The following is a 24,083-nucleotide window of genomic DNA, read 5'->3' as shown; positions in this document are numbered from 1 at the left end:
TGAATTAAATTGCTGTCGGCGTTGTTCCCGGTGCAGCAGGTATTGCAGTGCGTCCTTTAATTCTTCCGGTCTTCATCAAACCATCATAATGACGCATTAGCAAGTGACTTTCTATTTGTTGCAGAGTGTCTAAAACAACCTGCACCAAAATTATTAGAGATGTACCTCCGAAAAAGCGAGAGAACAAACTGCTAACACCGGCCAAGCTTACCAGAGCTGGTATAATAGCTACTATGGCTAAAAATATCGAACCAGGTAAAGTAATTCTTGATATGATATCATCAATATAATCAGCAGTTGATTTGCCTGGTTTTACACCTGGTATAAAGCCGCTGTTCTTTTTCATATCATCAGCCATTTGGTTAGGGTTAACCGTAATAGCTGTATAGAAATAAGTAAATACGATGATCAGTAAAGCAAATAATAAATTATGCAACCATGAATTATAGTTAGATAATGATATTATAATGCTGTTTGAAGCCATTGAAGGAAAAAACGACGCTACAGTTGCAGGTATAAACATTAATGCCTGAGCAAATATAATTGGCATAACACCTGCAGCAGTTACCTTTAAAGGTATATACTGGCGCACGCCACCATATTGTTTATTACCTACAATACGCTTAGCGTATTGTACCGCTATTTTACGGGTACCTTGTACAATTAGTATGGTAAACATTACCACACCTAATAAAGCTACCAGTTCAACAATAAAAGTAATTAATCCACCTGGTCCGCCTGTGCGCGATTCAAACTCAACCATGAATGCACCAGGCAATGAGGCAATAATACCCACCATTATAATTAATGATATACCATTACCAATACCTTTATCAGTTATTTTTTCGCCCAGCCACATTACAAATAATGTACTTGCGGTTAATACAAATGTATTAAGTATAACAAATGTAGTGTAAGGCATTAAAAGTGAATCAGCCGGTATTTGTGAGTGTAAATAGGCAACTGCCTGTGGAGCAGTAATAGCAATAGTAAGGTAACGCGTCCATTGGTTGATCTTGTTACGGCCACTTTCGCCCTCTTTTTGCATTTTAGCAAAATAAGGAACAGCAATACCCAGCAACTGCATCACAATGGAAGCCGAAATATAAGGCATCACCCCTAACGCGAAAATAGAAGACCGCGAGAATGATCCCCCGGCAAACATATTTATCAATCCGGCTAAGCCTGTGGCTTCTTTCTGATTGCTCAAAGACGCATAGTCAACCCCCGGAAGAACTACGTATGAACCTACACGATATATTAAAAGAAATAAGAGTGTGTTGATTATACGCACTCTTAGATCTTCGATTTTCCAGATATTGGATAATGTGGTGAAAAATTTCTTCATTTGAAATTTATAGCTTAACTATAGTGCCACCGGCAGCTTCAATAGCTTTTTGCGCAGTAGCTGTAAATGCATGTGCTGTAACTTCTAATTTGGCTTTCAGTTCGCCACGGCCTAATATTTTTACCAGGTCGTTTTTTGAAACTAAACCATGTTCTTTTAAAGTATCAAAGTTAATTGTAGCAATTGAATATTGCTCAGTTAAGCCTTGTAAAACATCAAGGTTTACACCAACGTACTCTACACGGTTAGGATTTTTAAAGCCTACCTTAGGTACACGACGCTGTAAAGGCATTTGACCACCTTCAAAACCAATTTTAGTTTTTTTACCAGAACGTGAACCGGCACCTTTGTGGCCACGGGTTGACGTACCACCACGGCCAGAACCTGTACCACGGCCTATTCTTTTCCTATTTTTAGTAGAACCTTCTGCAGGTTTAAGATTACTTAAATTCATAATACTAAATATTTTCTACTGCTACCAGATGATTAACTTTTCTTACCATACCAATGATAGCTGCAGTTGCCTCAACTTCAACGCTGTGGTTGATTTTTTTCAAGCCCAAAGCTTCGATTGTCTTTTTTTGGCGCTCCGTTCTATCGATCACGCTTTTAATCTGAGTTATTTTGATTTTTGCCATGATGATTATCCGTTAAATACTTTACCTAAACTAACACCACGTTGCTGTGCTACAGTATGCGCATCACGTAATTGCGATAATGCAGATACAGTTGCCTTTACCACGTTGTGTGGGTTTGATGATCCTTTTGATTTTGCCAATACGTTATGTACACCCGCTGATTCTAATACTGCACGCATCGCACCACCGGCTATAACACCGGTACCGTTTGCAGCTGGTTTAATGAATACAAAACCACCAGAGAACTTACCTATTTGCTCATGAGGGATAGTACCGTTTAAAATCGGCACTTTCACCAAATTCTTTTTAGCATCATCCACGCCTTTGGCAATGGCTTCAGTAACCTCTTTAGCTTTACCTAAACCGTAACCTACAACTCCGTTCTCATCACCTACTACCACAATGGCAGAAAAGCTGAATGTACGGCCACCTTTGGTTACTTTGGCTACACGTTGTATGCTCACCAAGCGGTCTTTTAATTCGATTTCGCTTGTTTTTACTCTTTTTATGTTGATTGTTGACATTTCTCTTTTCGATTAAAAGTTTAAACCACCCTCACGTGCACCTTCAGCCAGTGATTTAACACGGCCGTGATACAAGTATCCGTTCCTGTCAAAAACCACATCTTTAATGCCTGCGGCAATTGCTTTTTGAGCAACCAGTTTACCAACGGCTACTGATTGATCTGATTTGGTACCATTTGCTGCAACAAAATCTTTTGATAAAGATGAAGCCGAAACAATTGTTTTTCCGGATACATCGTCAATGATCTGCGCATAAATACCTTTATTACTCCTATATACTGATAGGCGAGGACGCTCAGTTGAACCTGAAAGGCGCTTCCTGATACCCATTTTAATCCTATCTCTTCTTGATAATTTCGCTCTAGCTGCCATGACGATTATTTTTTAGATGCTGATTTACCTGCTTTTCTTCTTAATACTTCGCCCACAAACTTGATACCTTTTCCTTTGTAAGGTTCAGGTGCACGTAACGAGCGTATTTTTGCCGCTACCTGGCCAATCAGTTGTTTATCATTTGATTCCAGAATAATGGTTGGGTTTTTACCCTTTTCAGCAGTTGTTGAAACTTTAATTTCTTTTGGTAACTCAAACACATAGTGGTGAGAGAAACCCAGTACCAGGTCTAAAGTGTTACCAACGTTAGTTGCGCGATAACCCACACCTACTAACTCTTGTTCAACTTTGTAACCAGTGGTTACACCTGTTACCATATTATTTAAAAGCGCACGGTATAAACCATGTAATGCTTTATGACGTTTTTGCTCAGAAGGGCGTTGTACTAACAAGTTGCCATCTTCCTGTGCAACAATGATGTCGCCATCAACTTGTTGCTGCAATTCACCTTTGGGGCCTTTTACTGTAACTAAATTACTATCAGATACGGTAATAGTTACGCCTGCGGGTATTGCTATTGGTGCTTTTCCTACTCTTGACATTGCTAATTCCTCCTATTAATAAACGTAGCATAAAACTTCGCCACCTACGTTTTGCTGACGCGCTTCTTTATCGGTCATTACACCGTGAGAAGTTGATAGGATAGCGATACCTAAACCATTTAATACACGTGGTAGGTTATCCATACCTGCATATTTTCTTAAACCCGGTCTGCTTATGCGCGAAATGTTGCGGATGGCAGGGATCTTAGTTATCGGGTGGTATTTTAATGCCACTTTAATGATGCCTTGCGGACCATTAGCCTCAAACTTGTAGTTAGCAATGTAACCTTTTTCGAAAAGCACTTTCGTGATTTCCTTTTTCAGATTTGATGCCGGTATCTCAACAACCCTGTGGTTGGCTTTGATGGCATTTCTTACGCGGGTAAGATAATCTGCTATTGGATCTGTATTCATTATTTATTGTTTATGATAGTGGTTTCCTTCCCGACCCTTCGGGCGACCTGCTATCGGTTAATTCTTTTTGTTTAAGCTCAAAGCAAAAAGCCGAAGGCATAAAGCTTTCTGCTTTAGTCTTTCAGCTATCAGCTTATTACCAGCTCGCTTTCTTTACTCCCGGTATTTTACCTTCCAGAGCCATATCACGGAATGTTACACGTGATATACCAAACTGGCGCATATAACCACGAGGGCGGCCGGTTAATTTACAACGGTTATGCAATTTAACCGGTGATGACGCTTTAGGTAATTTATCTAAACCGACAAAATCACCTGCAGCTTTAAGGGCCGCTCTTTTTTCAGCATATTTTGCTACTAACTTAGCACGTTTAACTTCGCGCGCTTTTACACCTTCTTTAGCCATTGTTAGTTGGAGTTTGATTTTTAAATGGTAACCCAAATTGTTTTAGTAACTCTAATGCTTCAACATCGTTGCTGGCAGAGGTTACAAAGGTAATATCCATACCTTGTATTTTGTTAATTTTATCAATGTCGATCTCAGGGAAGATAATTTGCTCAGTAATACCTAAAGTATAATTACCTCTTCCATCAAATCCTTTATCGTTGATGCCTTTAAAATCACGTATACGTGGTAAAGCAACAGCAATTAAACGATCTAAAAATTCATACATTGTATTATCACGTAATGTAACACGTACGCCTACAGGCATATTTTTACGTAATTTAAAGTTTGATATATCTTTTTTAGATTTTGAAGATACTGCTTGCTGACCGGTAATAGTGGTTAGCTCAGTAATTGCAGTTTCAATCAATTTTTTGTCAGTAGTAGCAGCGCCAACACCCTGGTTGATAGCTATCTTCTCTAACTTAGGTACTTGCATAACGCTTTTGTACTGAAATTTATCTTTCAGTGCAGTGCGTATTTCGTCCTTATATTTTGACTTTAGTCTTGGTACGTATGTAGTTGCCATTACTTAATTTCCTCCCCTGATTTTTTAGCTACTCTTACCAATTTACCATCGGCATTCTTTTTTCTTCCAACGCGGGTTGTTACTCCTGTTTTAGGATCGATCAACGCCAGGTTTGAAATATGTATAGCAGCTTCTTGTTTCACTATGCCTCCGTTAGGATTAGCAGCATTAGGCTTAGTATGTTTTGATACCATATTGGCACCTTCAACAATAGCCCTGTTTTTAGCTAATATAACTTCAACTATTTTACCTTGTGATCCTTTTGAATCTCCGGCCATTACCTTTACTAAATCTCCTTTACGAATCTTTAATTTAGCAGGTGTTGCTTGTTTCTTCTTTTCCATTATTACAATACCTCCGGTGCTAATGATACAATTTTCATAAATTGTTTTTCACGCAATTCTCTTGCAACGGGGCCAAAAATACGTGTGCCTCTCGGCTCATCCTGGTTGTTTAACAAAACAGCCGCGTTATCGTCAAAACGGATATATGATCCATCTTTTCTACGGATTTCTTTTTTAGTTCTAACCACAACGGCTTTAGATACTGTTCCTTTTTTAACGTTACCTGATGGTAGCGCGCTTTTAACGGTCACTACAATCTTGTCGCCAATTGAGGCATATCTTTTACCGGTACCGCCTAATACGCGTATCACTAAAACTTCTTTAGCACCGCTGTTATCAGCTACGTTTAATCTTGATTCCTGTTGTACCATCTTATTTAGCCCTTTCTATAATTTGAACTAATCTCCAATTTTTGCTTTTGCTCAACGGACGGGTTTCCATAATCAATACGGTATCGCCAATGCCACATGTATTGGTCTCGTCATGAGCCATAAATTTGGTAGTTTTCTTTACGAACTTACCATAGATCGGGTGCTTCACTTTCCGCTCCACAGCTACAACAATAGATTTCTCCATCTTATTGCTAACTACCAGGCCGGTACGTGTTTTTCTTAAATTTCTTTCCATTTTCGTCGACGCGTAAAATTATTGTTTTTCAGAAGCTGACGCCGCTTTACGCTTTGTTAATTCAGTATTTAAACGAGCAATATCCTTACGTACTTTAGTAATACGGCTTGGATTTTCAATGGCCGAAACTGCATGCGCAAATTTAAGCTTGGTAAGATTTGCTCTTTCCTCGCCTAATCTTGCAGCCAACTCTTCAGTTGCCAGCTCTAAAATTTCTGAGTTCTTCATTTTATTCTATTAGTTTTTGAGTTTTTAGTCCCAAGCTCACGATATCAACTGATAACTGCAAACTCAAAACCTATAACTTGTTTATGCCTCTACGTAATCGTTACGTACTATAAATCTTGTTTGCACAGGTAACTTTTGTGCTGCAAGGCGCAATGCCTCTTTTGCAACATTCAATGGTACACCTTCTGCTTCAAAAATGATCCTGCCCGGGCGAACTACCGCCACCCAATATTCCGGAGCACCTTTACCTTTACCCATACGTACCTCTGCCGGTTTTTTAGTTACCGGTTTGTCAGGGAATATCCTGATCCAAACCTGTCCCTCACGTTTCATAAAACGTGTAACAGCAATACGTGCAGCTTCAATCTGGCGGCTGGTGATCCAGGCCGCTTCCAGTGATTTTACACCAAAAGATCCGAATGAAAGCTCAGTACCACGACTGGCTAAACCTTTCATTCTGCCTTTTTGCATCTTTCTGAACTTCGTTCTTTTTGGCTGTAGCATTTTCTTATTCTTTAATATCCGTCACGGATATATACTTTTTACTAAATTATTATCTTGATCCACCTGGGCGGTTACCACCACCACGGTTAGGTCCACCTTGTCCACCCGGACGGTTACCACCACCTCTGCGGTCACCACCTTGTCCTGGTTTACGGTCGCCTCTGCGCTCTCCGCCACGTTCGCCACCTCTTTCATTACGGCCACCAAAACCTGGTGCTCCTTCAGGGCGTCCACCTTTTCCGCTTGCGCTTGCAGTACCGCCAATGTTTGGTGATAAATCGCGTTTTCCGTAAACTTCGCCTTTGCAAATCCATACTTTAACACCTATTTTACCATAAGTGGTTAAAGCCTCTGCCAATGCATAATCAATGTCTGCACGGAAAGTATGCAATGGTATTCTACCTTCTTTATATTGTTCGCTACGTGCCATCTCAGCGCCACCTAAACGGCCTGATGTCATTACTTTAATTCCTTCTGCACCCATTCTCATGGTTGAAGCAATTGTAGTTTTCATGGCACGACGGAATGAAATACGTGCTTCAAGTTGTTTTGCTATACCTTCTGCAACTAATTGTGCATCAAGCTCAGGGCGTTTGATCTCGAATATGTTGATCTGAACTTCCTTTTTAGTTAGTTTTTTCAACTCTTCTTTGATCTTATCAACTTCGGTACCGCCTTTACCAATCACAATACCCGGACGGGCAGTGTGTATAGTTACAGTGATACGTTTTAAAGTACGCTCAATAACTACTTTTGATACGCCACCTTTGTTAATACGTGCTGAAAGATATTTGCGGATCTTTTCGTCTTCAACTAATTTGTCGGCATACTTATTACCACCAAACCAGTTAGAATCCCAACCTCTGATGATTCCTAATCTGTTACCTATTGGATGTGCTTTCTGTCCCATTTCAAATTAATTGTTATCGTTTTTACTATCCACAATAAGAGTTACGTGGTTTGAGCGTTTGCGGATACGGTATCCTCTTCCTTGCGGAGCAGGGCGTAATCTTTTTGCCTGACGGCCACCACCTACTGAAACTTCTTTAACAATAAGCGCGCTTTCTTCTGCTCTTTTACCTTCGTTTTTAGCTTCCCAGTTTCTGATAGCTGAAAACAAAAGTTTCTCAACACGTATAGCGGCTTCTTTATTAGTGAACTTTAATATGCTTAGTGCAGAAAATACTTCTTTACCGCGTATCAAATCAACCACCAAACGCATTTTACGTGGTGAAGTTGGGCAGTTCTGTAATTTAGCAGCAGAAGCCCCGCCTTTTAGAGCTTTCGCTTCTTCTTTGCGTTGTCTGATCAGTACAGACTTTTTAATTTTTGTTGTTGCTTCCATGCTTATTTTTTCTTCTCTGCGTGTCCGCGGAATGTACGGGTTGGAGCAAATTCTCCCAACTTGTGACCAACCATGTTTTCTGTTACGTACACAGGTATAAATTTATTACCGTTGTGTACTGCGAATGTATGACCAACGAAATCAGGAGAGATCATGGAACGACGTGACCATGTTTTCACAACTGATTTTTTATTTGATTCATTTAATACCAGGACTTTTCTGTCCAGGTTATGATCAATATAAGGTCCTTTTTTTATTGAACGTGCCATTATTATTTCTTCCTTCTTTCAATGATATAACGATCAGACCCTTTTTTCTTATCACGAGTTTTGTAGCCTTTAGCTAATAAACCTTTACGTGAGCGTGGATGACCACCTGAAGATCTACCTTCACCACCACCCATAGGGTGATCTACCGGGTTCATAGCAACACCACGAACTCTTGGGCGACGGCCCAACCAACGTTTGCGGCCGGCTTTACCTAATACTTCGTTTTGTTTCTCACCATTTGAAACTGTACCGATAGTTGCTAAACAAGTAGCTAATATCATACGTGTTTCGCCCGAAGGCAATTTGATGATTGCATATTTACCATCACGTGCAGATAACTGCGCGTAAGTACCTGCAGAACGTGCTAATACACCGCCCTGACCAGGGTTCAATTCAATATTATGAATGATAGAACCCAATGGTATGGTTTTTAATGGTAAAGTGTTACCCACCTCTGGTGGAGCAGTCTCGCCTGATAAAACAGTTGTACCAACTGTTAAACCTTCCGGCGCGATCATGTATCTTTTTTCTCCGTCAACAAAGTGAAGTAGCGCTATGCGGGCCGAACGGTTAGGATCGTACTCGATAGTTGCAACCTTTGCAGGGATATCAAATTTATCGCGTTTAAAATCGATTAATCTGTAGGCTTGTTTATGACCACCACCTAAGTAGCGCATAGTCATTTTACCGCTGTTGTTACGTCCGCCTGACCTTGTATTAACCGATACCACTAACGACTTTTCAGGTACGTTTGTAGTGATATCTGAGTTATCGGCACCTACTCTGAAGCGGGTACCCGGCGTAACCGGTTTAAATCTTTTTACTGCCATCTCTATATTATATACTGCTATAAAAATCTATTGCCTCACCATCTTTCAACGTAACAATCGCTTTTTTATACGCTGCAGCACGACCTGATACCGGTCCGGCTTTGGTATTACGACTTTTAAGTTTTCCGACGTATCTCATTGTATTTACAGCCTCTATATTAACACCATACATGGTTTCAATGGCTGATTTGATCTGAATTTTGTTAGCTCTTGGATCAACTATGAAAGCATAACGGTTAAGCTTCTCAGTTAATTGAGTTACTTTTTCAGTAAGTAGGGGTTTCTTTAAAATTTCCATATTACTTAGCGAATGCTTCCTCCAATACTTTAACAGCGCCTGTAGTTAATACCAGCTTGCCTGCGTTTAACACATCATAAGTGTTTAACTGGTCAGCGGTGATAACCTTAGTTCTTTTCAGGTTTCTGCTTGATAAATACACATTGTTATTTGCTGCGCCTAATACTAATAATGTTTTTACATCAGTAGCTTTTAGGTCGGCAACCAACTGTACATAGTTTTTAGTTTTTACAGTATCAAAACTGAAATCTTCTAAAACTATAACGTTGCTATCTTTTGCTTTATATGATAAGGCTGATTTACGTGCTAACGATTTCAATTTCTTATTTAATTTGAAACTGTAATCGCGAGGCTGAGGACCGAATACACGGCCACCACCATTAAACAATGGTGATTTTATACTACCTGCACGGGCACCGCCTGTACCTTTTTGTTTATGCAATTTGCGGGTTGAACCTGCAATTTCGTTACGCTGTTTTGATTTATGCGTACCTTGACGTTGGTTAGCTAAAAACTGCTTAACATCAAGATAAATAGCATGATCATTTGGCTCAATACCGAATATGGCTTCAGGAAGCTGCACCTTGGCACCTGTTTCTTTACCTGATACGTTTAATACTTTAACTTCCATCTTATTTATCCACTATTACGAATGAACCCTTAGCTCCAGGTATGGAACCTTTAACAACTAACAGATTTTGTTCCGGATAAACTTTCAAAATTTCCAAATTCTGAACTTTCACACGCTCGTTTCCCATTTGACCTGCCATGCGCATTCCTTTGAATACACGAGAAGGCCATGATGAAGCACCTAATGAACCCGGTGCACGTAAACGATTATGCTGACCGTGAGTTTGCATACCCACACCACCAAAACCATGACGTTTTACAACACCCTGGAAACCTTTACCTTTTGACGTACCAACCACATCAACAAAATCTCCCTCAGCAAAAATATCTACAGTGACAGTATCACCAAGACCTTTTTCATCTTCGAAAGATTTAAATTCAACAAGTTTACGTTTTGGGGTAGTGCCTGCTTTTTGGAAATGGCCTTTTAATGGGCCCGAAGTGTTTTTTTCCTTCTTTTCGCCATAAGCCAATTGTACAGCGGCGTAGCCGTCTGTATCAACAGATCTTACTTGTGTTACCACGCAAGGGCCAGCTTCAATAACTGTACAAGGAATGTTTTTCCCTGAGTTATCAAAAATGCTGGTCATTCCTACTTTTTTACCAATAATTCCTGACATTTTCTCTATTTTATTTGTGCCCATCGAAGCAGTAGGGCTTCGTTCAAGGCATATTATTCCCCTCTAAAGGGACGGCAAAGATAGGAACTTTACATTAAATGTCAAATAGTTACTCAGTTATTTTTTAAAATATTTCAAACAGGATAAAACCAATTAGTAAATCAAGTGTATTTGAAGCTAAATGCTGTAAATAACACCATAATCTGTACTATCTCAGCAGTTCAATTGTTTTATCTTTGCACTATGAATTTTTATACGCGTAAATGGGTAAAGCCCGAGGACCTGAACGCACACAATACATTGTTTGGCGGACGATTACTTTCATGGATAGATGAGGAAGCTGCTATATATACTACTATACAGTTAGGCACCAACTCGGTTGTTACTAAATATATCTCTGAGATCAATTTTGTGAACTCGGCCAAACAGGGCGATATTGTTGAGTTGGGCATCAAAGCTATCCGTTTTGGCACAACATCTCTTACCTTAACCTGCGAGGTGCGGAACAAGATCACTCAAAAAACCATTATTACCGTTGATAAAATTGTTTTTGTGAGTGTAGATGCAGAAGGCAAACCGGTACCACATGGCCGTACGGAAATAATTTATACTGACGAAAGATTGAGAGAAGAATAATTTCGAAATTTCGTCCCGATAGCTATCGGGACGAAATCAGAATTATTCCATCATCAACCTTCTTATCAGCTCAGCGCTTTGTTGTTTCCCCTCTTCTAATCGCCCGTCAAAAAAAGCCTGCACTTCATTAAAGTGCTTTTTGTAGCCTTCCATATCGCCATAACCAATAATTGACGACCACTCGCGCACGGCTGAATGAAACTCCAAATCATCACCACGAATGGTCTTATCGTATAAAGCAGCCACTATAGATTCTTCCAGGAGTTCCTCGTTTTTAAACAAATACTCGGCTATGCCCAACCGCAGGCGAAATGGTGGAGTTTGGCAGATCAGGTTGTCATAAGGGTTTACACCTAAATGGTACCAGGCATCAACCATACTTAATATACTTAGGTGCGAGTTGGGTTTCTGCAGCTCATGATTTTGCGATAGCGAAAACTCCTTCATCACCTTATCGCTTAACATAATAGGCTTACGGCTTTCATGAAAAACAAAATCGCGCGCGCGGTAAAGCCTTGCCCTAAAAGTAGCTTCCTCCTCCTGTATCATTAGCTTAAACAACTCCGACTCAGATACCGCATATCTTTTAACCTGTTGTTTGGCATACGGGTTTAGTATAGCCAACCCGGCATATACGTGTGCCTTATAGCTAAATATGCGCAGGGTGGTTAATATCTTCACATTATCAATACCGCCTATGTATGACGCATTTTCCCAAGGGAAAAACCCGGCTTCTTTCCAGGCTGTACCCATGCTTTCAAAACCTACGTGGGTTACTGCTTGTGTATCGGCTACAATTTTATCATGGGCATGATAGTCGGTCATCTCCACAATATCCGACCCTATAGCCGTAAACAGGTCAAACATCCGTTGTGCGGCATCTTCTGTTGAACGGTGATTGATTAGTATCAAGGTTTGTCCCTTTGGTTCAAACCCAGGGCCATGCATCCCATGAAAAGTTATGATATGTGTGCTATCGGGCAAATGCTTTTCAAACGCTGCTATCTCGGGTGTTTTTACAGAAGTTTGTCCGGCAACTATAGCACCCGGCTTAGTATATGGTGCAAATTCTGCTACTACCCTATCCAGTTTGTCAGCCTCAACAGAATAGATGATCAGATCGTTGTTGGCCGAAACCTCCTTACCGCTGTCCAGTATCTTTATTCCAAAAGGTGTAAGTTCTTCTTCCAGCAGGTTACGGTTAGCAGGCAAATCGCATCCGCAAACGGTATAACCAGCTTTGGCAAAAGCTTTGGCATATAGTTTACCCATATCCCCCAAACCAATAATTCCGATATTCATGGCGCTAATATAACCATGAGTAATAAAAATAACCCATAAAACCCTACATTCGGTTAATAAAAGTAACCTAAAAGCCAATATTAACCGGGCATTGTTTGTTTTATTAACAGATGATTGTATAATTTTACGATATGAATAATTATTTTTTGTTAAGGATAAGCGTTTTAATGCTGATTTTATCGGTTTGTACCCTTCATGGACATGCCCAGGATACTGTAAAAAAAGCAACTACTGTTAAAAAGACTGCAGCAACAACTAAAGCCGTTGATAGTAAAACCGGTATACCCATCAATCCTAAAACAGGCAGGCCATACACTAAATATGGTTATGGTGCTTATGCAACCCAAAAATATGATGCTACAAAAACTGCCCGTGCAGCCGATAGCTTAAAAAAGGCGGCAGCAATTACCCAACAACCCGTTACGGTTGATAAAAGCCTTAACGCCCAATATCAGGACCTTTTAACCAAAGTATATAATTACCAAAAGCCCTTTGTTTCGGCATTATGGAAAAATGTTACGGATACTATTAATAGCAACCGCCGTAAATTAAAGGAGGCTCAAGCCACTATTGCTACTCAAACGCAAACTATAAAAGGCCTTGAAGGGGATGTTACCGAGAAAGAAGAATCTTTAGCAGTTGCTGATTCTATCAATCTTTTCGGCGCCTCACTGTCAAAATCAGCTTATAATTTAATTATGTGGGGATTGGTTATTGTAGCCGGCAGCATTGCAGCTATAGTAATTGCCCGATCAGGCAGTAATAAGAGAGAAGCTGCTTATCGCATCCAGTTATATAACGAACTGGAAGAAGAGTTTAAAGCTCATAAAACTAAAGCCAACGAAAAGGAAAAGAAACTGGCCCGCGAACTGCAGACCGAACGCAATAAGGTTGATGAATTGATGGGCAGGGGATAAGCCCCCCAACCCCCTAAAGGGGGAGTATATACATTTCATGACGATACAAGACATCCTCATCTACCTTCTACTAGCATCAGGGGCATCATTTAGTTTTATTAAAAACAAACTTACCTTACCCGGTACAGTAACCGGAATAATAGTTGGGTTACTAATTTATGAAGGAACGGGACTAACCGGATTCACTATGTTATGCCTGTTTTTTATTGCAGGTAGTTGGGCCACCGCCTGGCATAAGGATAAGAAAAACATTAATGAAGCCTCGCAACCGCGCACTGCGTGGCAAGTTTTGGCTAATGGTGGTGTTGCTACCGTGTTAGCAACCATTTCGTTTATAAAACCTGGTCTATCCCCTTTATTACTGGTGATGATAGCAGGGAGCTTTGCATCTGCCATGGCTGATACCTTATCATCAGAATTGGGGATGGTTTACGGCAAGCGCTCTTTTAATATTATCACGTTAAAAAAAGATGAACGCGGACTTGATGGTGTAGTTAGTATCGAAGGAACTTTGATTGGCCTGGCAGCAGCATTTGTAACCGCCATTGTGTTTTGTTTGTATACTGATTGGGATAAGAGTTTATTTATTATCACGGCTGCGGGCTTCATGGGCAACATTGTTGATTCTGTTTTAGGTGCCGTACTTGAACGCAAAAAACTAATAGGCAACAACACGGTTAACTTTTTAAATACGCTTATCGGAGCGTTGGTGTGTTATATCTTGGCGTAGTCTTGATTTGTAGAAACAAGTGAGAAAATAGGAAAGGTTTACAAAATTGGTTCCTGTCTGTTATCCAAAAAGAATAGAATTTCAATTCTTGTGTCCTTTATACTATAAAATAAAGAACAATTTTTATGAATAACCGCCTTTCTGATATTAGTTGATCCTTTTACTTCCTGAAATATTAATGGAGACTTACTGATCTTGTCTACAATTTCATAAACCCTTTCTCTAAACTTAAAACGCTCCAATTCTCCCCATCTATCTAAGCTTTGATTTCCTATAGAATCAAACGTATCATCCGCCTCATCAGTAAAAACAACATTAAATTGCATTAGGCTATTTTATCGGATATTTTTTTTTGAATTCATCAAAAGTGATAAATCTACCTGCCGCAATATCCGCCTGCCCTCTTGCTATGCCATCTAACACATGCTGCGGTAATTCTTCTTCCTCTTCTTTAAAAAAATCAATTTGCTGCTCTTTTAAAAAAGCAGTGATAATTTTCTCCTGCTCAGCTGTTGGATTGATTACAAATGTGCTCATACTCAAATATACAAAATTCACATTTAATTAAAACACAAAAACGCCCATCCAAATAATCGGATGGGCGTTTCAATATTATCGGATCTTCCGGTACTATCACACTTTGATCTCAACTTCAACACCGCTTGGCAATTCAAGCTTCATTAAAGCATCTACAGTTTTTGAGTTTGAGCTGTAGATATCCAATAAACGTTTGTAAGAACATAATTGGAATTGCTCACGTGCTTTTTTGTTTACGTGCGGTGAACGCAAAACAGTAAAAATTTTCTTTTCGGTTGGTAACGGAAGCGGTCCGCTAACTACAGCGCCTGTTGGCTTTACTGTTTTTACGATCTTCTCAGCTGATTTATCAACCAGGTTGTAATCGTAAGATTTTAATTTGATTCTGATTCTTTGGCTCATGTTAATTTTAATTTATACCAACTATAAGAGCTATTAGTTATAGTTGATTGGGTTGATTATGTTTATTAAGTTGATTGAATTGGTTAGGAGTAAACTACTCACTTAATCAACCCAATCAACAACTTTACTTATTTACGCATTTGCAGCGGCTCTTTTGCCTTTTGCTTTAGCAACTACTTCTTCCTGTACGTTACGTGGTGCTTCAGCATAGTGATCAAACTCCATGGTTGAAGTAGCACGGCCAGAAGTGATAGTACGTAACTGGGTTACATAACCAAACATTTCTGAAAGTGGTACAGTTGCTTTAATTACCTGTGCACCCGCACGTGAATCCATACCTAACAGCTGGCCACGACGACGGTTCATATCACCGATAACATCACCCATGTTTTCTTCAGGGGTTAATATCTCGATCTTCATGATAGGCTCTAACAACATTGGTTTACATTTTGGCAATGCCTCGCGGTAAGCCATCTTAGCAGCTAACTCGAAAGATAGCGCATCTGAATCGACTGCGTGGAACGAACCATCAATTAAACGTACTTTTAAGCCTGTTAATGGATAACCTGCTAACACACCGTTAACCATTGAAGCCTGGAAGCCTTTTTCAACAGATGGAATAAACTCGCGCGGTATAGCACCACCAGAGATCTCATTCACAAATGTTAAACCTTCTTTACCTTCATCGTTGGGAGAAAGTATAACCTGGATATCAGCAAATTTACCACGACCACCGGTTTGTTTCTTGTAAGTTTCGCGGTGTTGGGTAGTACCGGTGATAGACTCTTTATAAGCTACCTGCGGCGCACCTTGGTTAACCTCAACTTTAAACTCACGTTTTAAACGGTCCATGATGATATCTAAGTGAAGCTCGCCCATACCTGAAATTACAGTTTGGCCGGTCTCTTCGTCAGAGTTTACACGGAAAGTTGGATCCTCTTCAGATAATTTACCTAAAGCCATACCTAATTTATCAACATCAGCCTGAGTTTTAGGCTCAATTGCTAAACCGATAACCGGCTCAGGGAAGTTCATTGACTCTAACACGATAGGGTGTTTTTCGTCGCAAAGGGTATCACCTGTTTTAATATCTTTAAAGCCTACTACCGCAGCAATATCACCTGCACCTACATTAGGTATAGGGTTTTGCTTGTTAGCATGCATTTGGAATATACGTGATATACGCTCTTTGTTATCTGAACGCATATTGTGTACATATGAACCAGCCTCTAAATTACCAGAGTATACGCGGATAAAGCATAAACGGCCCACGAATGGATCGGTTGCAATTTTAAACGCTAATGCTGCAAATGGTTCTTTTTCTGATGGCTGACGGATAATTTCTTCGCCGGTGTTAGGGTTAGTACCTACGATACCTTCCACGTCCATAGGTGAAGGAAGTAATTCCATCACATAATCCAACATGGTTTGTACACCTTTATTTTTGAATGATGAACCGCAAACCATAGGAACGATCTTAGCATCTAAAACCGCTTTACGTAAAGCATCCAATACTTCACGCTCGGTAATGGTATCAGGAGCATCGAAGAATTTTTCCATCAGGCTTTCGTCATACTCAGCTACTGATTCTAATAATTTCTCTCTCCACTCGGTTGCTTCCTCGATCATATCCTCAGGAATAGGCACTTCAGTAAAGGTCATACCTTTATCATGCTCATTCCAAACAATACCTCTCCAGTTAATCAAGTCAACCACACCTTTAAAGCTCTCTTCGGCACCAATTGGTAATTGTAATGGTACCGCGTTACTGCCCAACATAGTTTTTACCTGTTTTACAACATTTAAAAAGTCGGCACCGCTACGGTCCATTTTGTTAACGAAGCCTATACGGGCAACGTTGTAGTTATTAGCTAATCTCCAGTTAGTTTCTGATTGTGGCTCAACACCATCAACCGCGCTAAATAAGAAAACCAAACCATCCAATACACGCAATGAGCGGTTTACCTCAACGGTAAAATCCACGTGGCCCGGTGTATCAATAATGTTAATATGGTAGCTATGGCCCCTGTATTTCCAATCGATAGTGGTAGCAGCAGAGGTAATGGTAATACCACGCTCCTGCTCTTGCGCCATCCAGTCCATTGTAGCTGCACCCTCATGAACCTCGCCAATTTTATGGCTAAATCCAGAATAGTACAATATACGCTCTGTAGTGGTGGTTTTACCGGCATCAATGTGAGCGGCAATACCTATATTTCTTGTATATCTTAGATCTCTTGACATTTTGTTGTTTTTTGATTGCTCTGATTATTTTTAATGATTACACCGATCTGCAATCATAACAAAATCGGTGTAACCCTATATTAAATCCGTGTAATCCTTTAATTAGAATCTAAAGTGTGAGAACGCTTTGTTAGCCTCGGCCATTTTATGCGTATCTTCTTTCTTTTTAACTGCTGCACCTTCACCTTTAGCTGCCGACATGATCTCGCCTGCTAATTTTTCCATCATGGTTTTTTCGCCACGACGACGTGCATAGCTGATCAACCATTTCATTCCTAAAGCAATTTTACGCTCCGGACGAACCTCGGTAGGTACCTGGAAGTTTGCACCACCAACACGGCGGCTTTTCACTTCAACTGCAGGCATTACATTGTTTAAAGCTTTTTTCCAGGTCTCTAAACCATTTTCGCTGGTTTTCTTTTCAACAATTTCAACTGCGTTATAAAATATAGCGTACGCGGTAGATTTTTTACCATCATACATCATGTTATTTACAAACCTTGTTACCAAAGTATCATTGAACTTTGGATCAGGAAGGATAATTCTCTTTTTTGGTTTTGACTTTCTCATTGCTATCTATCCTCCTTAATTATTTCTTTTTACCTTTTCCGGCGGCTGCTGCCTCTCCCGGTTTAGGGCGTTTAGTACCATATTTACTACGACGTTGGTTACGACCTGCAACACCTGAAGTATCTAACGCACCACGGATGATGTGGTAACGTACACCCGGTAAGTCTTTAACACGACCACCGCGGATTAATACAATTGAGTGTTCCTGCAAGTTGTGTCCTTCACCAGGGATGTAAGCATTTACTTCTTTCCCGTTGGTTAAGCGCACACGGGCAACTTTACGCATTGCTGAGTTTGGTTTCTTAGGGGTAGTGGTATATACACGTGTACATACTCCTCTTCGCTGTGGACAGCTGTCCAACGCTGGTGACTTACTCTTGTCAACCATAGCTACTCTACCTTTTCTAACTAATTGTTGAATAGTAGGCATTTTTCCTTTTTTGTATTTACAGTTTTATCCTTATTTTAAGGACTGCAAAGGTAGGTACTTATTTTTTGATTTTCAAGTGGTTGGATGAAAAATTTTAAATTGATAAAAAACAAGAGTGTAAATATTTAGATAAAAATGGGTTATTATTTATTTATGGCGGATTTAAACCGTTCTTTTTTTAAATTTGAACCTTAATTATGCCCCACAGAAAACAATCCACCTATCAAAAACTCCGATTATTAGTTATCGGGAGCACGGATGAGTTTTCGCTGGAAAGTAGAATATTCCACTCATTTTCTGCAATAGCCTTTGTAGTACTACCTATCCAGGTTGTTTTGAATTTAATTATCGGCCTTTGGGGATCTGCGTTAATTACTACTATTGTTTTATTAATACAATTGCTTTTATATTATGTCAGCAGGATAAGGCACCGATTAAATATTGCTGTTATACTATCGGCATTGGAAATAAATGTACTTACCGCTTTTAATTACTTTTTAAACGCGGGTATTGCAGGTAGTACCTTACTGTTGTATGCTATATCGCTATTCATGATCATATCGGTGTCCCAAAAAAAACATTGGATCATTTGGTTTAGCCTTAATGCCGCCTTTGTGCTTACTATTACCTGTATGGAATACCTTGACCCTACAGTTATAAAAATTCATTATGCCGGTAGAAAGGAACTTTTTACTGATAATGTGAGTACTTATATTATCATTATTGTTATTTTATATGTAGGCACTTCGTCTATCCGAAAAAACTATACCGCGCAAAAGCAACTTGCCGACGAAAAAACACTTACGCTTCAGTCGTTGAATGCCGAGAAGGATAAGCTTTTCTCGATTATATCACATGATCTGCGCAGCCCATTGGCTTTAACCCAACAATATTTTAGCGCGTTAAAGGAGGTGGATATGGATAACGAAGAACGGCAGGAACTGGAAAAAGAATTGGTTAACAACTTATCCAACGCTGAAGAATTGTTAAACAACCTGCTTAACTGGGCCAAAAACCAGATGCAGAATGCAACTCCTCAAATTAAGAAGATCAACCTCAACCAGCTTTTGGAGAAAAAGATGGAGATATTTCAAAATATCGCTTTAAAAAAAGATATTCAGCTAACCATTAATGTTAGTGAAGACATAAATGTTAAAGCCGATACGGATATGCTGCGGTTGATCATTCGTAACTTATTAAATAACGCCATTAAGTTTACCCCTGCCGGCGGTAAAATTGAATTAACGGCCATTAAGCAAGGTGACGATTGTGTAATATCTGTAAAAGATAATGGTATTGGCATCCCTGCCAATAAACATGGTGATATATTCGCCTTAAAAGCCAACTCAACCTACGGTACCGAAAATGAAAAAGGCACAGGCCTGGGCCTGGTTCTTTGTAAAGATTATACCCTACTGCAAAACGGCAAAATTTGGTTTACCAGTACCGAAGGTGCAGGCACTACCTTTTTTTTAAGTTTCCCTTGCGCGTAATTGTCAGAACCATGATTTTTTGATTACAGGATAGCCATGATTTGACTATCTGATTAATCAAGTAATCTTTTAATCCTAAAAATCATGGTTCTGACAATATTACCTTGGCAGCGCCGGTGCTCCCGGAGGTGCAGGTGGTTTACGTATTTGCGCCCCACAACCCGTACCAATAGTGGCACATATAGCTGCAAGGAGTACCATACTTAATATTCTCTTTTTCATAGCTGTAAATGTTTTAGATATAATATTCGTTGGGGAGAATTTGTTTAAAAAATATCCAACTATCCATTATCTGTTTAATACTCCAAATATCTTTTAATCTTCAAATGCAGCTTATCGCCCTCATTATACTTGCCGGGTTGATCATTTAACAACCGTAGGGTTACTTCCTTGTTTTCCAGTAAAAGATCTTCATAACTGCCTTTAAAAAGCACTTGCTTCACCGTCCAGTTTTTGCGGGTCCAGCTGTTGGTGGTGATGGCCCATTCGGGGTATATAACTACACAATCCTTATTGGTTTTGATGCCGCATAGCCTGGCTTCTTCCTGCGTTAATACATTACAATTGGTAAGCAAGCGTGCGGTATACAGGTTTTGTGGGTTTTGATATAACTCTTTAGGGTGTCCCGATTCCAGTATCTCGCCATCCTGCAGCACCAATAATTCATCCGCCATTGATAGCACCTCAGCCGGATCATGCGATACCATGATAACTGTTAAGCCGGTATCCTGTACTATTTGCCTGATGTCCTGTTGCAACCCCTCCCTAAATGAAGTATCTACCTGGTTAAAGGGTTCATCCAGCAATAAAACTTCGGGTTGGGTAATTAAGGCACGGGCAATGGCTACACGTTGTTTTTCGCCACCGCTCAGGTCGGCTACCCGTTTATCGGCCAGGTTGGTCAGGTTAAGTTGCTTTAAAACTTTTTGAGTTCCTTCTTCTTTAGCAGTAACATTTGTATTAGGCATCAGTACGGCTATATTATCCCAAACCTTGGCGTATATATTTAACCCGTCGGTATCTTGCGTAACCATTTTCATATCGTCATGACCGGGTATCAATTTTTCTTCGGGCCCCCAAATGCGCTCACCTTTAAATTGCACCTCGCCTTCATCCGGCGATAGCAAACCATACAACATACGCAGCAACGTACTTTTCCCGCTGCCGCTTTCGCCTATAATAGCTGTAATTTTGCCCTGCCGTATCTGGAGGCTGGTATTTTTAACTCCCGACTGGCGCTCGCCCGGATAAATTTTACTGATAGAAAGGGCTTGTAGAAACGGGATAGCTGACATGGCACAAATATATATAAAACGGCAAAAGGCTGTCGATTAAAACAGCCTTGCTTTGTATTAAAAGTAAATGCAGGTTTAAAGCTCGAGGCTAAGTCCTACAGCGAAGTTTTTTAAACCCGCTTGTGCAGGGCTATTCTCAAACATGTCGTTCATATAGTATTTGGCATAAATTCCTATTGATTCATAGCTTAAGCGGGTAAATACACCATACCGTAATTTGGTGAAATGGTAATTGTCATCTATTTTTTGCTTGCCATTTTCTGCGCTTATTTGCTTAACACGGCCGCCTAATAATAATCCGGCTTCCGGACCAACTATCCAGATTAAACGGTTTCCTTTATGACTTTCGTTGGTTCTGAACTCGAAGCCCAGAGGAACCCGCAGATATGTTGACGAAAAACGGTTTTTACTGTAGTTTATATTATCCACTACATAGGTTAGTGTTGGGGTGTTTTTTTGTATGGTAATGTTTTGGTTGAGGCGTATTAATGTCCAGTCAAACCCGGCACCTAATGACATCTTAAAATTATTATTGAAGCGGTATCCAAACTGTGCCACCTCAAAACCAACATTGCTTGTTTTACTACCCCTGTAACTTAAAAAATCATTCTGCGGCGACAGTGTAAAGCTTCCGTTATCTATCAGCATAGTAAAACCCAGATCAAACCTGAAAACAATATCGAAGTTAACTTTATCCCTTTTCTCAGCTTCTTTTCTAACGCTATCGCGAAATTTTTGTCTATCCCCAAAGGTAAACCTGTATCTCTTTGAAGTGTTTTTTACTATGGTAGTGTCAGTTTTAACAACAGTTGTATCTTTTTTTACTATGGTTGTAGTAGTAACGGTGGATGTAGTGGTGGTTTGTTGTGCAAAGCTTAAATTGGCTACCGCGCAAATTATGGCGGTAAGTAATATGCGTTTCATATAAATGTGTGTTTAAATTGTGTATAATGTTATAAGTAGATTATTTCCTTTTAATTTTTATCAACCCCAGGTTTAAACCGGTTATGGTTGATCCGTTCTCTTCGTTCTCGGTAAATTCTATTAGTTTATCTTCGCGCTTATCAACTTTAGCTACCAAAGCGCCTATTAAACCTCCCAGACTATGTATACCACGTTTTTTAACAGATGTTTCAATTATTTCGGTAGAAGTTGTTTCTGTTACCTGTTGTTTGTTTTCAATTACTGCTACAAACGATGTTTCTTTATCCGGCACTTCCATAACCGGATCCTTTTGCACCGGCGCTATTATTACCAACGAAGGTTGATTACTTGTTAGTGGGTCGGGCATTACCTGGTCATTCGATTCTATTATAATTCGATTTACTGGCTCATCAGCAATTACTTTAGGCGCTATAAATACTGGATGTTTTGACACAGTTGCAAGTTTATTAGTGGATGCCTTTGTTATTTCCGGTGTCGTTATTACAGTACTTTTAATCGTGTTAACAAATGTTTCAGGTTTAGTAGCTTTTGCTACACCTTCACCCCGCTTAACCGGCTTTACATAGGTCTCTTCTGTTTGGTTGAAAAACAGCAAGCCTGCTGATACCAATATTACAATGCTTGCCGCTATACTTATATAAGGCACTATACTGCGTCTTGCTTTTTTTTCGTGCAACTCATCTGCAATTTTGTCCCAAACCATTGGCGATGGTTGAATTTCAAAATTGTCCAGTTTTGAATTAAATAAACGGTCAAATTCTTTATCCTGCATATCCATATCCTTTATTCTCCATTTTACTAATTTGTTCCTTTAATATGGTACGGGCCCTTGATAGCTGCGACTTTGAAGCACCCTCTGTAATACCCACTATTTCAGCTATCTCTTTATGCGAGTACCCTTCAATAGCATATAAATTAAATACCATACGGTAACCCGGCGACAATTGCTGTATTAAACCTAAAAGGTCATTTGCATCCATATTTGCTATAGCCGCCGGGTTTACTGATGGCTCATCACTGATATCACTACCATCAGCGATCTGCATCATTTTATGATGCTTACGATAGTATTCAATACTGCAATGCACCATTATACGCCTCATCCAACCCTCAAACGACCCATCGCCACGGTAATCCTTTAAATTTTTAAACACTTTAATAAAACCATTTTGTAACATATCCTCGGCTTCCATCCTATCTGTCGCATAGCGCGTGCAAACCCCCAGCATTTTTGATGCAAACTGTTTGTATAGCATCTCCTGCGCTTTCCGTTCGCCCGACAGGCAACGATTTAATAATTCAGCAATTGTGTAAGTAGGTTTCAATAAAATCATTTAATGCTAAGATGGAACCTGGCTGCAAATGGTTGCATGGTAAATGAAATATTTTTTGATTACCTAAATATATAGAGATATAAGGGCAATGAGAAGGAAAAGAATAAAGCTAAGTGAGGGGCTTATTTAGTCCTGAAGCGCTTGTAAATTTTAACCGCCATCATCAATACTATGGACAAGGCGACAATACCTATTACGCCATATATCCAGTTAACCGCGTTTTTAAGTACCACTAAAAACACAATGGCAAAAAGCAACAAGGTAGCCAACTCATTCCATAAGCGTAGCTGGGTGGATGTCCATTTGTAGATGCCGATACGCATTTGGTTCATTTTATTTTGGCAGATAAAATGATAAACTATCAATCCTGCTACAAAGGTGAGTTTTACATGCATCCAGGGTTGCTGCAACCAAAAAGGCCTTATGTATAACATGCCGATGGCGGCAACTATTACCAGGTACATTGATGGGGTAGTAATTATCCACCACAGCTTACTTTCCATGATCTCAAACTGTTTAGAGAGGATGGTACGATCAGGCTCGGGTTTAGCTTGTGCTTCGGTATGGTAAATAAAAAGACGTACCATGTAAAACAGCCCCGCCATCCAGCAGACTACAAATATGATGTGTATGGAAAGAAGATATGGGTAATACTCTTCCATATTGTTTTTTTTTGCGGGATGTCCTGCTGAGGCTCTCGAAGCATGTGGGCAAAGGCCT

General features: G+C 39.8%; 38 protein-coding genes. 4 read left to right on the top strand and 34 right to left on the bottom strand.

Translation table 11 applies throughout. The annotated features are described in order from the left end of the window. Positions 1–4 precede the first annotated feature (4 nt). The 21 genes from secY to rplC all read right to left on the bottom strand — a co-directional run bounded on the left by secY (position 5) and on the right by rplC (position 10,528). Entirely contained in the window at positions 5–1,348 is a 1,344-nt protein-coding gene (secY, locus tag ACYVJ6_RS02870) for a preprotein translocase subunit SecY (protein ID WP_460692521.1), read from the bottom strand. A 7-nt stretch (positions 1,349–1,355) separates the two neighbouring features. Then, positions 1,356–1,802 carry a 50S ribosomal protein L15 gene (gene rplO, locus ACYVJ6_RS02865; protein WP_460692520.1) on the bottom strand — a complete coding sequence of 149 codons (447 nt, stop codon included), beginning with the start codon at positions 1,800–1,802 and terminating at the stop codon, positions 1,356–1,358. Positions 1,803–1,806: 4 nt separating this feature from the next. Continuing rightward, a complete protein-coding gene (gene rpmD / locus ACYVJ6_RS02860) occupies positions 1,807–1,986 on the bottom strand; it encodes a 50S ribosomal protein L30 (RefSeq protein ID WP_460692519.1) in 180 nt (59 codons plus the stop codon). 5 nt (positions 1,987–1,991) lie between these two features. Next, entirely contained in the window at positions 1,992–2,510 is a 519-nt protein-coding gene (rpsE, locus tag ACYVJ6_RS02855; protein WP_460692518.1) for a 30S ribosomal protein S5, read from the bottom strand. Positions 2,511–2,522: 12 nt separating this feature from the next. Beyond that, entirely contained in the window at positions 2,523–2,882 is a 360-nt protein-coding gene (rplR, locus tag ACYVJ6_RS02850; RefSeq protein WP_460692517.1) for a 50S ribosomal protein L18, read from the bottom strand. A 5-nt stretch (positions 2,883–2,887) separates the two neighbouring features. After that, positions 2,888–3,445 (bottom strand): 50S ribosomal protein L6, encoded by a 558-nt coding sequence (gene rplF / locus ACYVJ6_RS02845; protein WP_460692516.1) that lies wholly within the window; start codon positions 3,443–3,445, stop codon positions 2,888–2,890. 15 nt (positions 3,446–3,460) lie between these two features. Then, positions 3,461–3,859: a 30S ribosomal protein S8 gene (rpsH, locus tag ACYVJ6_RS02840; RefSeq protein ID WP_460692515.1), complete on the bottom strand. Its 399-nt coding sequence runs from the start codon at positions 3,857–3,859 to the stop codon at positions 3,461–3,463. Between the two features lie 136 nt (positions 3,860–3,995). After that, complete coding sequence (gene rpsN, locus ACYVJ6_RS02835; protein ID WP_460692514.1) at positions 3,996–4,265, bottom strand: 30S ribosomal protein S14; 270 nt, start codon at positions 4,263–4,265, stop codon at positions 3,996–3,998. Then, a complete protein-coding gene (gene rplE / locus ACYVJ6_RS02830; protein ID WP_460692513.1) occupies positions 4,258–4,833 on the bottom strand; it encodes a 50S ribosomal protein L5 in 576 nt (191 codons plus the stop codon). Before rplE ends, rpsN begins: the two co-directional genes overlap by 8 nt. Beyond that, a complete protein-coding gene (gene rplX, locus ACYVJ6_RS02825; RefSeq protein WP_460692512.1) occupies positions 4,833–5,177 on the bottom strand; it encodes a 50S ribosomal protein L24 in 345 nt (114 codons plus the stop codon). The genes rplE and rplX overlap by 1 nt, the downstream gene beginning before the upstream one ends. Before the next feature lie 2 nt (positions 5,178–5,179). Then, positions 5,180–5,548 carry a 50S ribosomal protein L14 gene (rplN, locus tag ACYVJ6_RS02820; protein WP_073405786.1) on the bottom strand — a complete coding sequence of 123 codons (369 nt, stop codon included), beginning with the start codon at positions 5,546–5,548 and terminating at the stop codon, positions 5,180–5,182. Between the two features lies 1 nt (position 5,549). Further along, positions 5,550–5,804, bottom strand: coding sequence for a 30S ribosomal protein S17 (gene rpsQ, locus ACYVJ6_RS02815; RefSeq protein ID WP_091149797.1), 255 nt, complete (start codon positions 5,802–5,804; stop codon positions 5,550–5,552). Positions 5,805–5,822: 18 nt separating this feature from the next. Beyond that, positions 5,823–6,032 (bottom strand): 50S ribosomal protein L29, encoded by a 210-nt coding sequence (rpmC, locus tag ACYVJ6_RS02810; protein ID WP_460692511.1) that lies wholly within the window; start codon positions 6,030–6,032, stop codon positions 5,823–5,825. Between the two features lie 81 nt (positions 6,033–6,113). Continuing rightward, entirely contained in the window at positions 6,114–6,536 is a 423-nt protein-coding gene (gene rplP / locus ACYVJ6_RS02805) for a 50S ribosomal protein L16 (protein WP_460692510.1), read from the bottom strand. A 49-nt stretch (positions 6,537–6,585) separates the two neighbouring features. Then, entirely contained in the window at positions 6,586–7,446 is an 861-nt protein-coding gene (gene rpsC / locus ACYVJ6_RS02800) for a 30S ribosomal protein S3 (RefSeq protein ID WP_460692509.1), read from the bottom strand. A 6-nt stretch (positions 7,447–7,452) separates the two neighbouring features. Further along, a complete protein-coding gene (gene rplV, locus ACYVJ6_RS02795) occupies positions 7,453–7,881 on the bottom strand; it encodes a 50S ribosomal protein L22 (protein ID WP_460692508.1) in 429 nt (142 codons plus the stop codon). 2 nt (positions 7,882–7,883) lie between these two features. Then, positions 7,884–8,150 (bottom strand): 30S ribosomal protein S19, encoded by a 267-nt coding sequence (gene rpsS / locus ACYVJ6_RS02790; RefSeq protein ID WP_114005430.1) that lies wholly within the window; start codon positions 8,148–8,150, stop codon positions 7,884–7,886. A gap of 2 nt (positions 8,151–8,152) precedes the next feature. Further along, complete coding sequence (gene rplB / locus ACYVJ6_RS02785) at positions 8,153–8,980, bottom strand: 50S ribosomal protein L2 (RefSeq protein ID WP_460692507.1); 828 nt, start codon at positions 8,978–8,980, stop codon at positions 8,153–8,155. A gap of 7 nt (positions 8,981–8,987) precedes the next feature. Further along, positions 8,988–9,278, bottom strand: coding sequence for a 50S ribosomal protein L23 (rplW, locus tag ACYVJ6_RS02780; protein ID WP_460692506.1), 291 nt, complete (start codon positions 9,276–9,278; stop codon positions 8,988–8,990). 1 nt (position 9,279) lies between these two features. Next, on the bottom strand, positions 9,280–9,909 hold the full coding sequence (gene rplD, locus ACYVJ6_RS02775; RefSeq protein WP_460692505.1) for a 50S ribosomal protein L4: 630 nt from the start codon (positions 9,907–9,909) through the stop codon (positions 9,280–9,282). Between the two features lies 1 nt (position 9,910). Beyond that, complete coding sequence (rplC, locus tag ACYVJ6_RS02770; protein ID WP_460692504.1) at positions 9,911–10,528, bottom strand: 50S ribosomal protein L3; 618 nt, start codon at positions 10,526–10,528, stop codon at positions 9,911–9,913. A gap of 243 nt (positions 10,529–10,771) precedes the next feature. On the opposite strand from rplC, the gene ACYVJ6_RS02765 reads away from it, so the two are divergent. Continuing rightward, positions 10,772–11,164 (top strand): acyl-CoA thioesterase, encoded by a 393-nt coding sequence (locus ACYVJ6_RS02765; protein ID WP_460692503.1) that lies wholly within the window; start codon positions 10,772–10,774, stop codon positions 11,162–11,164. A gap of 42 nt (positions 11,165–11,206) precedes the next feature. Here ACYVJ6_RS02765 and ACYVJ6_RS02760 read toward each other — a convergent pair whose 3' ends face one another. Then, the gene (locus tag ACYVJ6_RS02760; protein WP_460692502.1) at positions 11,207–12,466 is read right to left on the bottom strand and encodes an NAD(P)-binding domain-containing protein; all 1,260 of its coding nucleotides are present in this window, start codon (positions 12,464–12,466) and stop codon (positions 11,207–11,209) included. Positions 12,467–12,597: 131 nt separating this feature from the next. Between ACYVJ6_RS02760 and ACYVJ6_RS02755 the strand changes: the two genes are divergently transcribed. Both ACYVJ6_RS02755 and ACYVJ6_RS02750 read left to right on the top strand, forming a co-directional pair. Next, a complete protein-coding gene (locus tag ACYVJ6_RS02755; RefSeq protein WP_460692501.1) occupies positions 12,598–13,383 on the top strand; it encodes a hypothetical protein in 786 nt (261 codons plus the stop codon). A 37-nt stretch (positions 13,384–13,420) separates the two neighbouring features. Continuing rightward, positions 13,421–14,113 carry a DUF92 domain-containing protein gene (locus ACYVJ6_RS02750; RefSeq protein ID WP_460692500.1) on the top strand — a complete coding sequence of 231 codons (693 nt, stop codon included), beginning with the start codon at positions 13,421–13,423 and terminating at the stop codon, positions 14,111–14,113. Between the two features lie 38 nt (positions 14,114–14,151). Here the strand turns inward: ACYVJ6_RS02750 and ACYVJ6_RS02745 are convergent, their stop codons facing one another. The 6 genes from ACYVJ6_RS02745 to rpsL all read right to left on the bottom strand — a co-directional run bounded on the left by ACYVJ6_RS02745 (position 14,152) and on the right by rpsL (position 18,296). Further along, entirely contained in the window at positions 14,152–14,439 is a 288-nt protein-coding gene (locus ACYVJ6_RS02745) for a type II toxin-antitoxin system RelE/ParE family toxin (protein WP_460692499.1), read from the bottom strand. Positions 14,440–14,443: 4 nt separating this feature from the next. Continuing rightward, positions 14,444–14,650, bottom strand: a complete 207-nt coding sequence (locus ACYVJ6_RS02740; RefSeq protein WP_460692498.1) for a hypothetical protein — start codon at positions 14,648–14,650, stop codon at positions 14,444–14,446. Between the two features lie 96 nt (positions 14,651–14,746). Next, positions 14,747–15,052: a 30S ribosomal protein S10 gene (gene rpsJ / locus ACYVJ6_RS02735; protein ID WP_022830652.1), complete on the bottom strand. Its 306-nt coding sequence runs from the start codon at positions 15,050–15,052 to the stop codon at positions 14,747–14,749. Positions 15,053–15,184: 132 nt separating this feature from the next. Continuing rightward, entirely contained in the window at positions 15,185–17,296 is a 2,112-nt protein-coding gene (gene fusA, locus ACYVJ6_RS02730) for an elongation factor G (RefSeq protein ID WP_460692497.1), read from the bottom strand. Between the two features lie 102 nt (positions 17,297–17,398). Then, positions 17,399–17,866, bottom strand: a complete 468-nt coding sequence (gene rpsG, locus ACYVJ6_RS02725) for a 30S ribosomal protein S7 (protein WP_460692496.1) — start codon at positions 17,864–17,866, stop codon at positions 17,399–17,401. Between the two features lie 19 nt (positions 17,867–17,885). Further along, positions 17,886–18,296, bottom strand: coding sequence for a 30S ribosomal protein S12 (gene rpsL / locus ACYVJ6_RS02720; protein ID WP_460692495.1), 411 nt, complete (start codon positions 18,294–18,296; stop codon positions 17,886–17,888). 197 nt (positions 18,297–18,493) lie between these two features. On the opposite strand from rpsL, the gene ACYVJ6_RS02715 reads away from it, so the two are divergent. Further along, a complete protein-coding gene (locus ACYVJ6_RS02715; protein WP_460692494.1) occupies positions 18,494–19,789 on the top strand; it encodes a sensor histidine kinase in 1,296 nt (431 codons plus the stop codon). Between the two features lie 99 nt (positions 19,790–19,888). Here ACYVJ6_RS02715 and ACYVJ6_RS02710 read toward each other — a convergent pair whose 3' ends face one another. The 6 genes from ACYVJ6_RS02710 to ACYVJ6_RS02685 all read right to left on the bottom strand — a co-directional run bounded on the left by ACYVJ6_RS02710 (position 19,889) and on the right by ACYVJ6_RS02685 (position 24,025). Further along, the gene (locus ACYVJ6_RS02710; RefSeq protein WP_460692493.1) at positions 19,889–20,011 is read right to left on the bottom strand and encodes a hypothetical protein; all 123 of its coding nucleotides are present in this window, start codon (positions 20,009–20,011) and stop codon (positions 19,889–19,891) included. 74 nt (positions 20,012–20,085) lie between these two features. Further along, positions 20,086–21,084: an ABC transporter ATP-binding protein gene (locus tag ACYVJ6_RS02705; RefSeq protein ID WP_460692492.1), complete on the bottom strand. Its 999-nt coding sequence runs from the start codon at positions 21,082–21,084 to the stop codon at positions 20,086–20,088. A gap of 75 nt (positions 21,085–21,159) precedes the next feature. Further along, positions 21,160–22,008, bottom strand: coding sequence for an outer membrane beta-barrel protein (locus ACYVJ6_RS02700; RefSeq protein ID WP_460692491.1), 849 nt, complete (start codon positions 22,006–22,008; stop codon positions 21,160–21,162). 40 nt (positions 22,009–22,048) lie between these two features. After that, positions 22,049–22,801: a hypothetical protein gene (locus ACYVJ6_RS02695; RefSeq protein ID WP_460692490.1), complete on the bottom strand. Its 753-nt coding sequence runs from the start codon at positions 22,799–22,801 to the stop codon at positions 22,049–22,051. Continuing rightward, the gene (locus ACYVJ6_RS02690) at positions 22,791–23,363 is read right to left on the bottom strand and encodes an RNA polymerase sigma factor (protein WP_460692489.1); all 573 of its coding nucleotides are present in this window, start codon (positions 23,361–23,363) and stop codon (positions 22,791–22,793) included. The genes ACYVJ6_RS02695 and ACYVJ6_RS02690 overlap by 11 nt, the downstream gene beginning before the upstream one ends. A gap of 122 nt (positions 23,364–23,485) precedes the next feature. Next, positions 23,486–24,025, bottom strand: coding sequence for a CopD family protein (locus tag ACYVJ6_RS02685; protein WP_460692488.1), 540 nt, complete (start codon positions 24,023–24,025; stop codon positions 23,486–23,488). Positions 24,026–24,083: the final 58 nt, after the last annotated feature.

The sequence above is a fragment of the Mucilaginibacter puniceus genome (assembly GCF_054783175.1).
Note: the sequence above shows the minus strand (reverse complement) of the source record. Positions and strands in the feature narration are given on the sequence as shown.

Coding starts and splice junctions, on each gene's coding strand:
- secY (WP_460692521.1), bottom strand. CDS start 1,348: ATGAAGAAATTTTTCACCACATTATCCAATATCTGGAAAATCGAAGAT.
- rplO (WP_460692520.1), bottom strand. CDS start 1,802: ATGAATTTAAGTAATCTTAAACCTGCAGAAGGTTCTACTAAAAATAGG.
- rpmD (WP_460692519.1), bottom strand. CDS start 1,986: ATGGCAAAAATCAAAATAACTCAGATTAAAAGCGTGATCGATAGAACG.
- rpsE (WP_460692518.1), bottom strand. CDS start 2,510: ATGTCAACAATCAACATAAAAAGAGTAAAAACAAGCGAAATCGAATTA.
- rplR (WP_460692517.1), bottom strand. CDS start 2,882: ATGGCAGCTAGAGCGAAATTATCAAGAAGAGATAGGATTAAAATGGGT.
- rplF (WP_460692516.1), bottom strand. CDS start 3,445: ATGTCAAGAGTAGGAAAAGCACCAATAGCAATACCCGCAGGCGTAACT.
- rpsH (WP_460692515.1), bottom strand. CDS start 3,859: ATGAATACAGATCCAATAGCAGATTATCTTACCCGCGTAAGAAATGCC.
- rpsN (WP_460692514.1), bottom strand. CDS start 4,265: ATGGCTAAAGAAGGTGTAAAAGCGCGCGAAGTTAAACGTGCTAAGTTA.
- rplE (WP_460692513.1), bottom strand. CDS start 4,833: ATGGCAACTACATACGTACCAAGACTAAAGTCAAAATATAAGGACGAA.
- rplX (WP_460692512.1), bottom strand. CDS start 5,177: ATGGAAAAGAAGAAACAAGCAACACCTGCTAAATTAAAGATTCGTAAA.
- rplN (WP_073405786.1), bottom strand. CDS start 5,548: ATGGTACAACAGGAATCAAGATTAAACGTAGCTGATAACAGCGGTGCT.
- rpsQ (WP_091149797.1), bottom strand. CDS start 5,804: ATGGAAAGAAATTTAAGAAAAACACGTACCGGCCTGGTAGTTAGCAAT.
- rpmC (WP_460692511.1), bottom strand. CDS start 6,032: ATGAAGAACTCAGAAATTTTAGAGCTGGCAACTGAAGAGTTGGCTGCA.
- rplP (WP_460692510.1), bottom strand. CDS start 6,536: ATGCTACAGCCAAAAAGAACGAAGTTCAGAAAGATGCAAAAAGGCAGA.
- rpsC (WP_460692509.1), bottom strand. CDS start 7,446: ATGGGACAGAAAGCACATCCAATAGGTAACAGATTAGGAATCATCAGA.
- rplV (WP_460692508.1), bottom strand. CDS start 7,881: ATGGAAGCAACAACAAAAATTAAAAAGTCTGTACTGATCAGACAACGC.
- rpsS (WP_114005430.1), bottom strand. CDS start 8,150: ATGGCACGTTCAATAAAAAAAGGACCTTATATTGATCATAACCTGGAC.
- rplB (WP_460692507.1), bottom strand. CDS start 8,980: ATGGCAGTAAAAAGATTTAAACCGGTTACGCCGGGTACCCGCTTCAGA.
- rplW (WP_460692506.1), bottom strand. CDS start 9,278: ATGGAAATTTTAAAGAAACCCCTACTTACTGAAAAAGTAACTCAATTA.
- rplD (WP_460692505.1), bottom strand. CDS start 9,909: ATGGAAGTTAAAGTATTAAACGTATCAGGTAAAGAAACAGGTGCCAAG.
- rplC (WP_460692504.1), bottom strand. CDS start 10,528: ATGTCAGGAATTATTGGTAAAAAAGTAGGAATGACCAGCATTTTTGAT.
- ACYVJ6_RS02765 (WP_460692503.1), top strand. CDS start 10,772: ATGAATTTTTATACGCGTAAATGGGTAAAGCCCGAGGACCTGAACGCA.
- ACYVJ6_RS02760 (WP_460692502.1), bottom strand. CDS start 12,466: ATGAATATCGGAATTATTGGTTTGGGGGATATGGGTAAACTATATGCC.
- ACYVJ6_RS02755 (WP_460692501.1), top strand. CDS start 12,598: ATGAATAATTATTTTTTGTTAAGGATAAGCGTTTTAATGCTGATTTTA.
- ACYVJ6_RS02750 (WP_460692500.1), top strand. CDS start 13,421: ATGACGATACAAGACATCCTCATCTACCTTCTACTAGCATCAGGGGCA.
- ACYVJ6_RS02745 (WP_460692499.1), bottom strand. CDS start 14,439: ATGCAATTTAATGTTGTTTTTACTGATGAGGCGGATGATACGTTTGAT.
- ACYVJ6_RS02740 (WP_460692498.1), bottom strand. CDS start 14,650: ATGAGCACATTTGTAATCAATCCAACAGCTGAGCAGGAGAAAATTATC.
- rpsJ (WP_022830652.1), bottom strand. CDS start 15,052: ATGAGCCAAAGAATCAGAATCAAATTAAAATCTTACGATTACAACCTG.
- fusA (WP_460692497.1), bottom strand. CDS start 17,296: ATGTCAAGAGATCTAAGATATACAAGAAATATAGGTATTGCCGCTCAC.
- rpsG (WP_460692496.1), bottom strand. CDS start 17,866: ATGAGAAAGTCAAAACCAAAAAAGAGAATTATCCTTCCTGATCCAAAG.
- rpsL (WP_460692495.1), bottom strand. CDS start 18,296: ATGCCTACTATTCAACAATTAGTTAGAAAAGGTAGAGTAGCTATGGTT.
- ACYVJ6_RS02715 (WP_460692494.1), top strand. CDS start 18,494: ATGCCCCACAGAAAACAATCCACCTATCAAAAACTCCGATTATTAGTT.
- ACYVJ6_RS02710 (WP_460692493.1), bottom strand. CDS start 20,011: ATGAAAAAGAGAATATTAAGTATGGTACTCCTTGCAGCTATATGTGCC.
- ACYVJ6_RS02705 (WP_460692492.1), bottom strand. CDS start 21,084: ATGTCAGCTATCCCGTTTCTACAAGCCCTTTCTATCAGTAAAATTTAT.
- ACYVJ6_RS02700 (WP_460692491.1), bottom strand. CDS start 22,008: ATGAAACGCATATTACTTACCGCCATAATTTGCGCGGTAGCCAATTTA.
- ACYVJ6_RS02695 (WP_460692490.1), bottom strand. CDS start 22,801: ATGCAGGATAAAGAATTTGACCGTTTATTTAATTCAAAACTGGACAAT.
- ACYVJ6_RS02690 (WP_460692489.1), bottom strand. CDS start 23,363: ATGATTTTATTGAAACCTACTTACACAATTGCTGAATTATTAAATCGT.
- ACYVJ6_RS02685 (WP_460692488.1), bottom strand. CDS start 24,025: ATGGAAGAGTATTACCCATATCTTCTTTCCATACACATCATATTTGTA.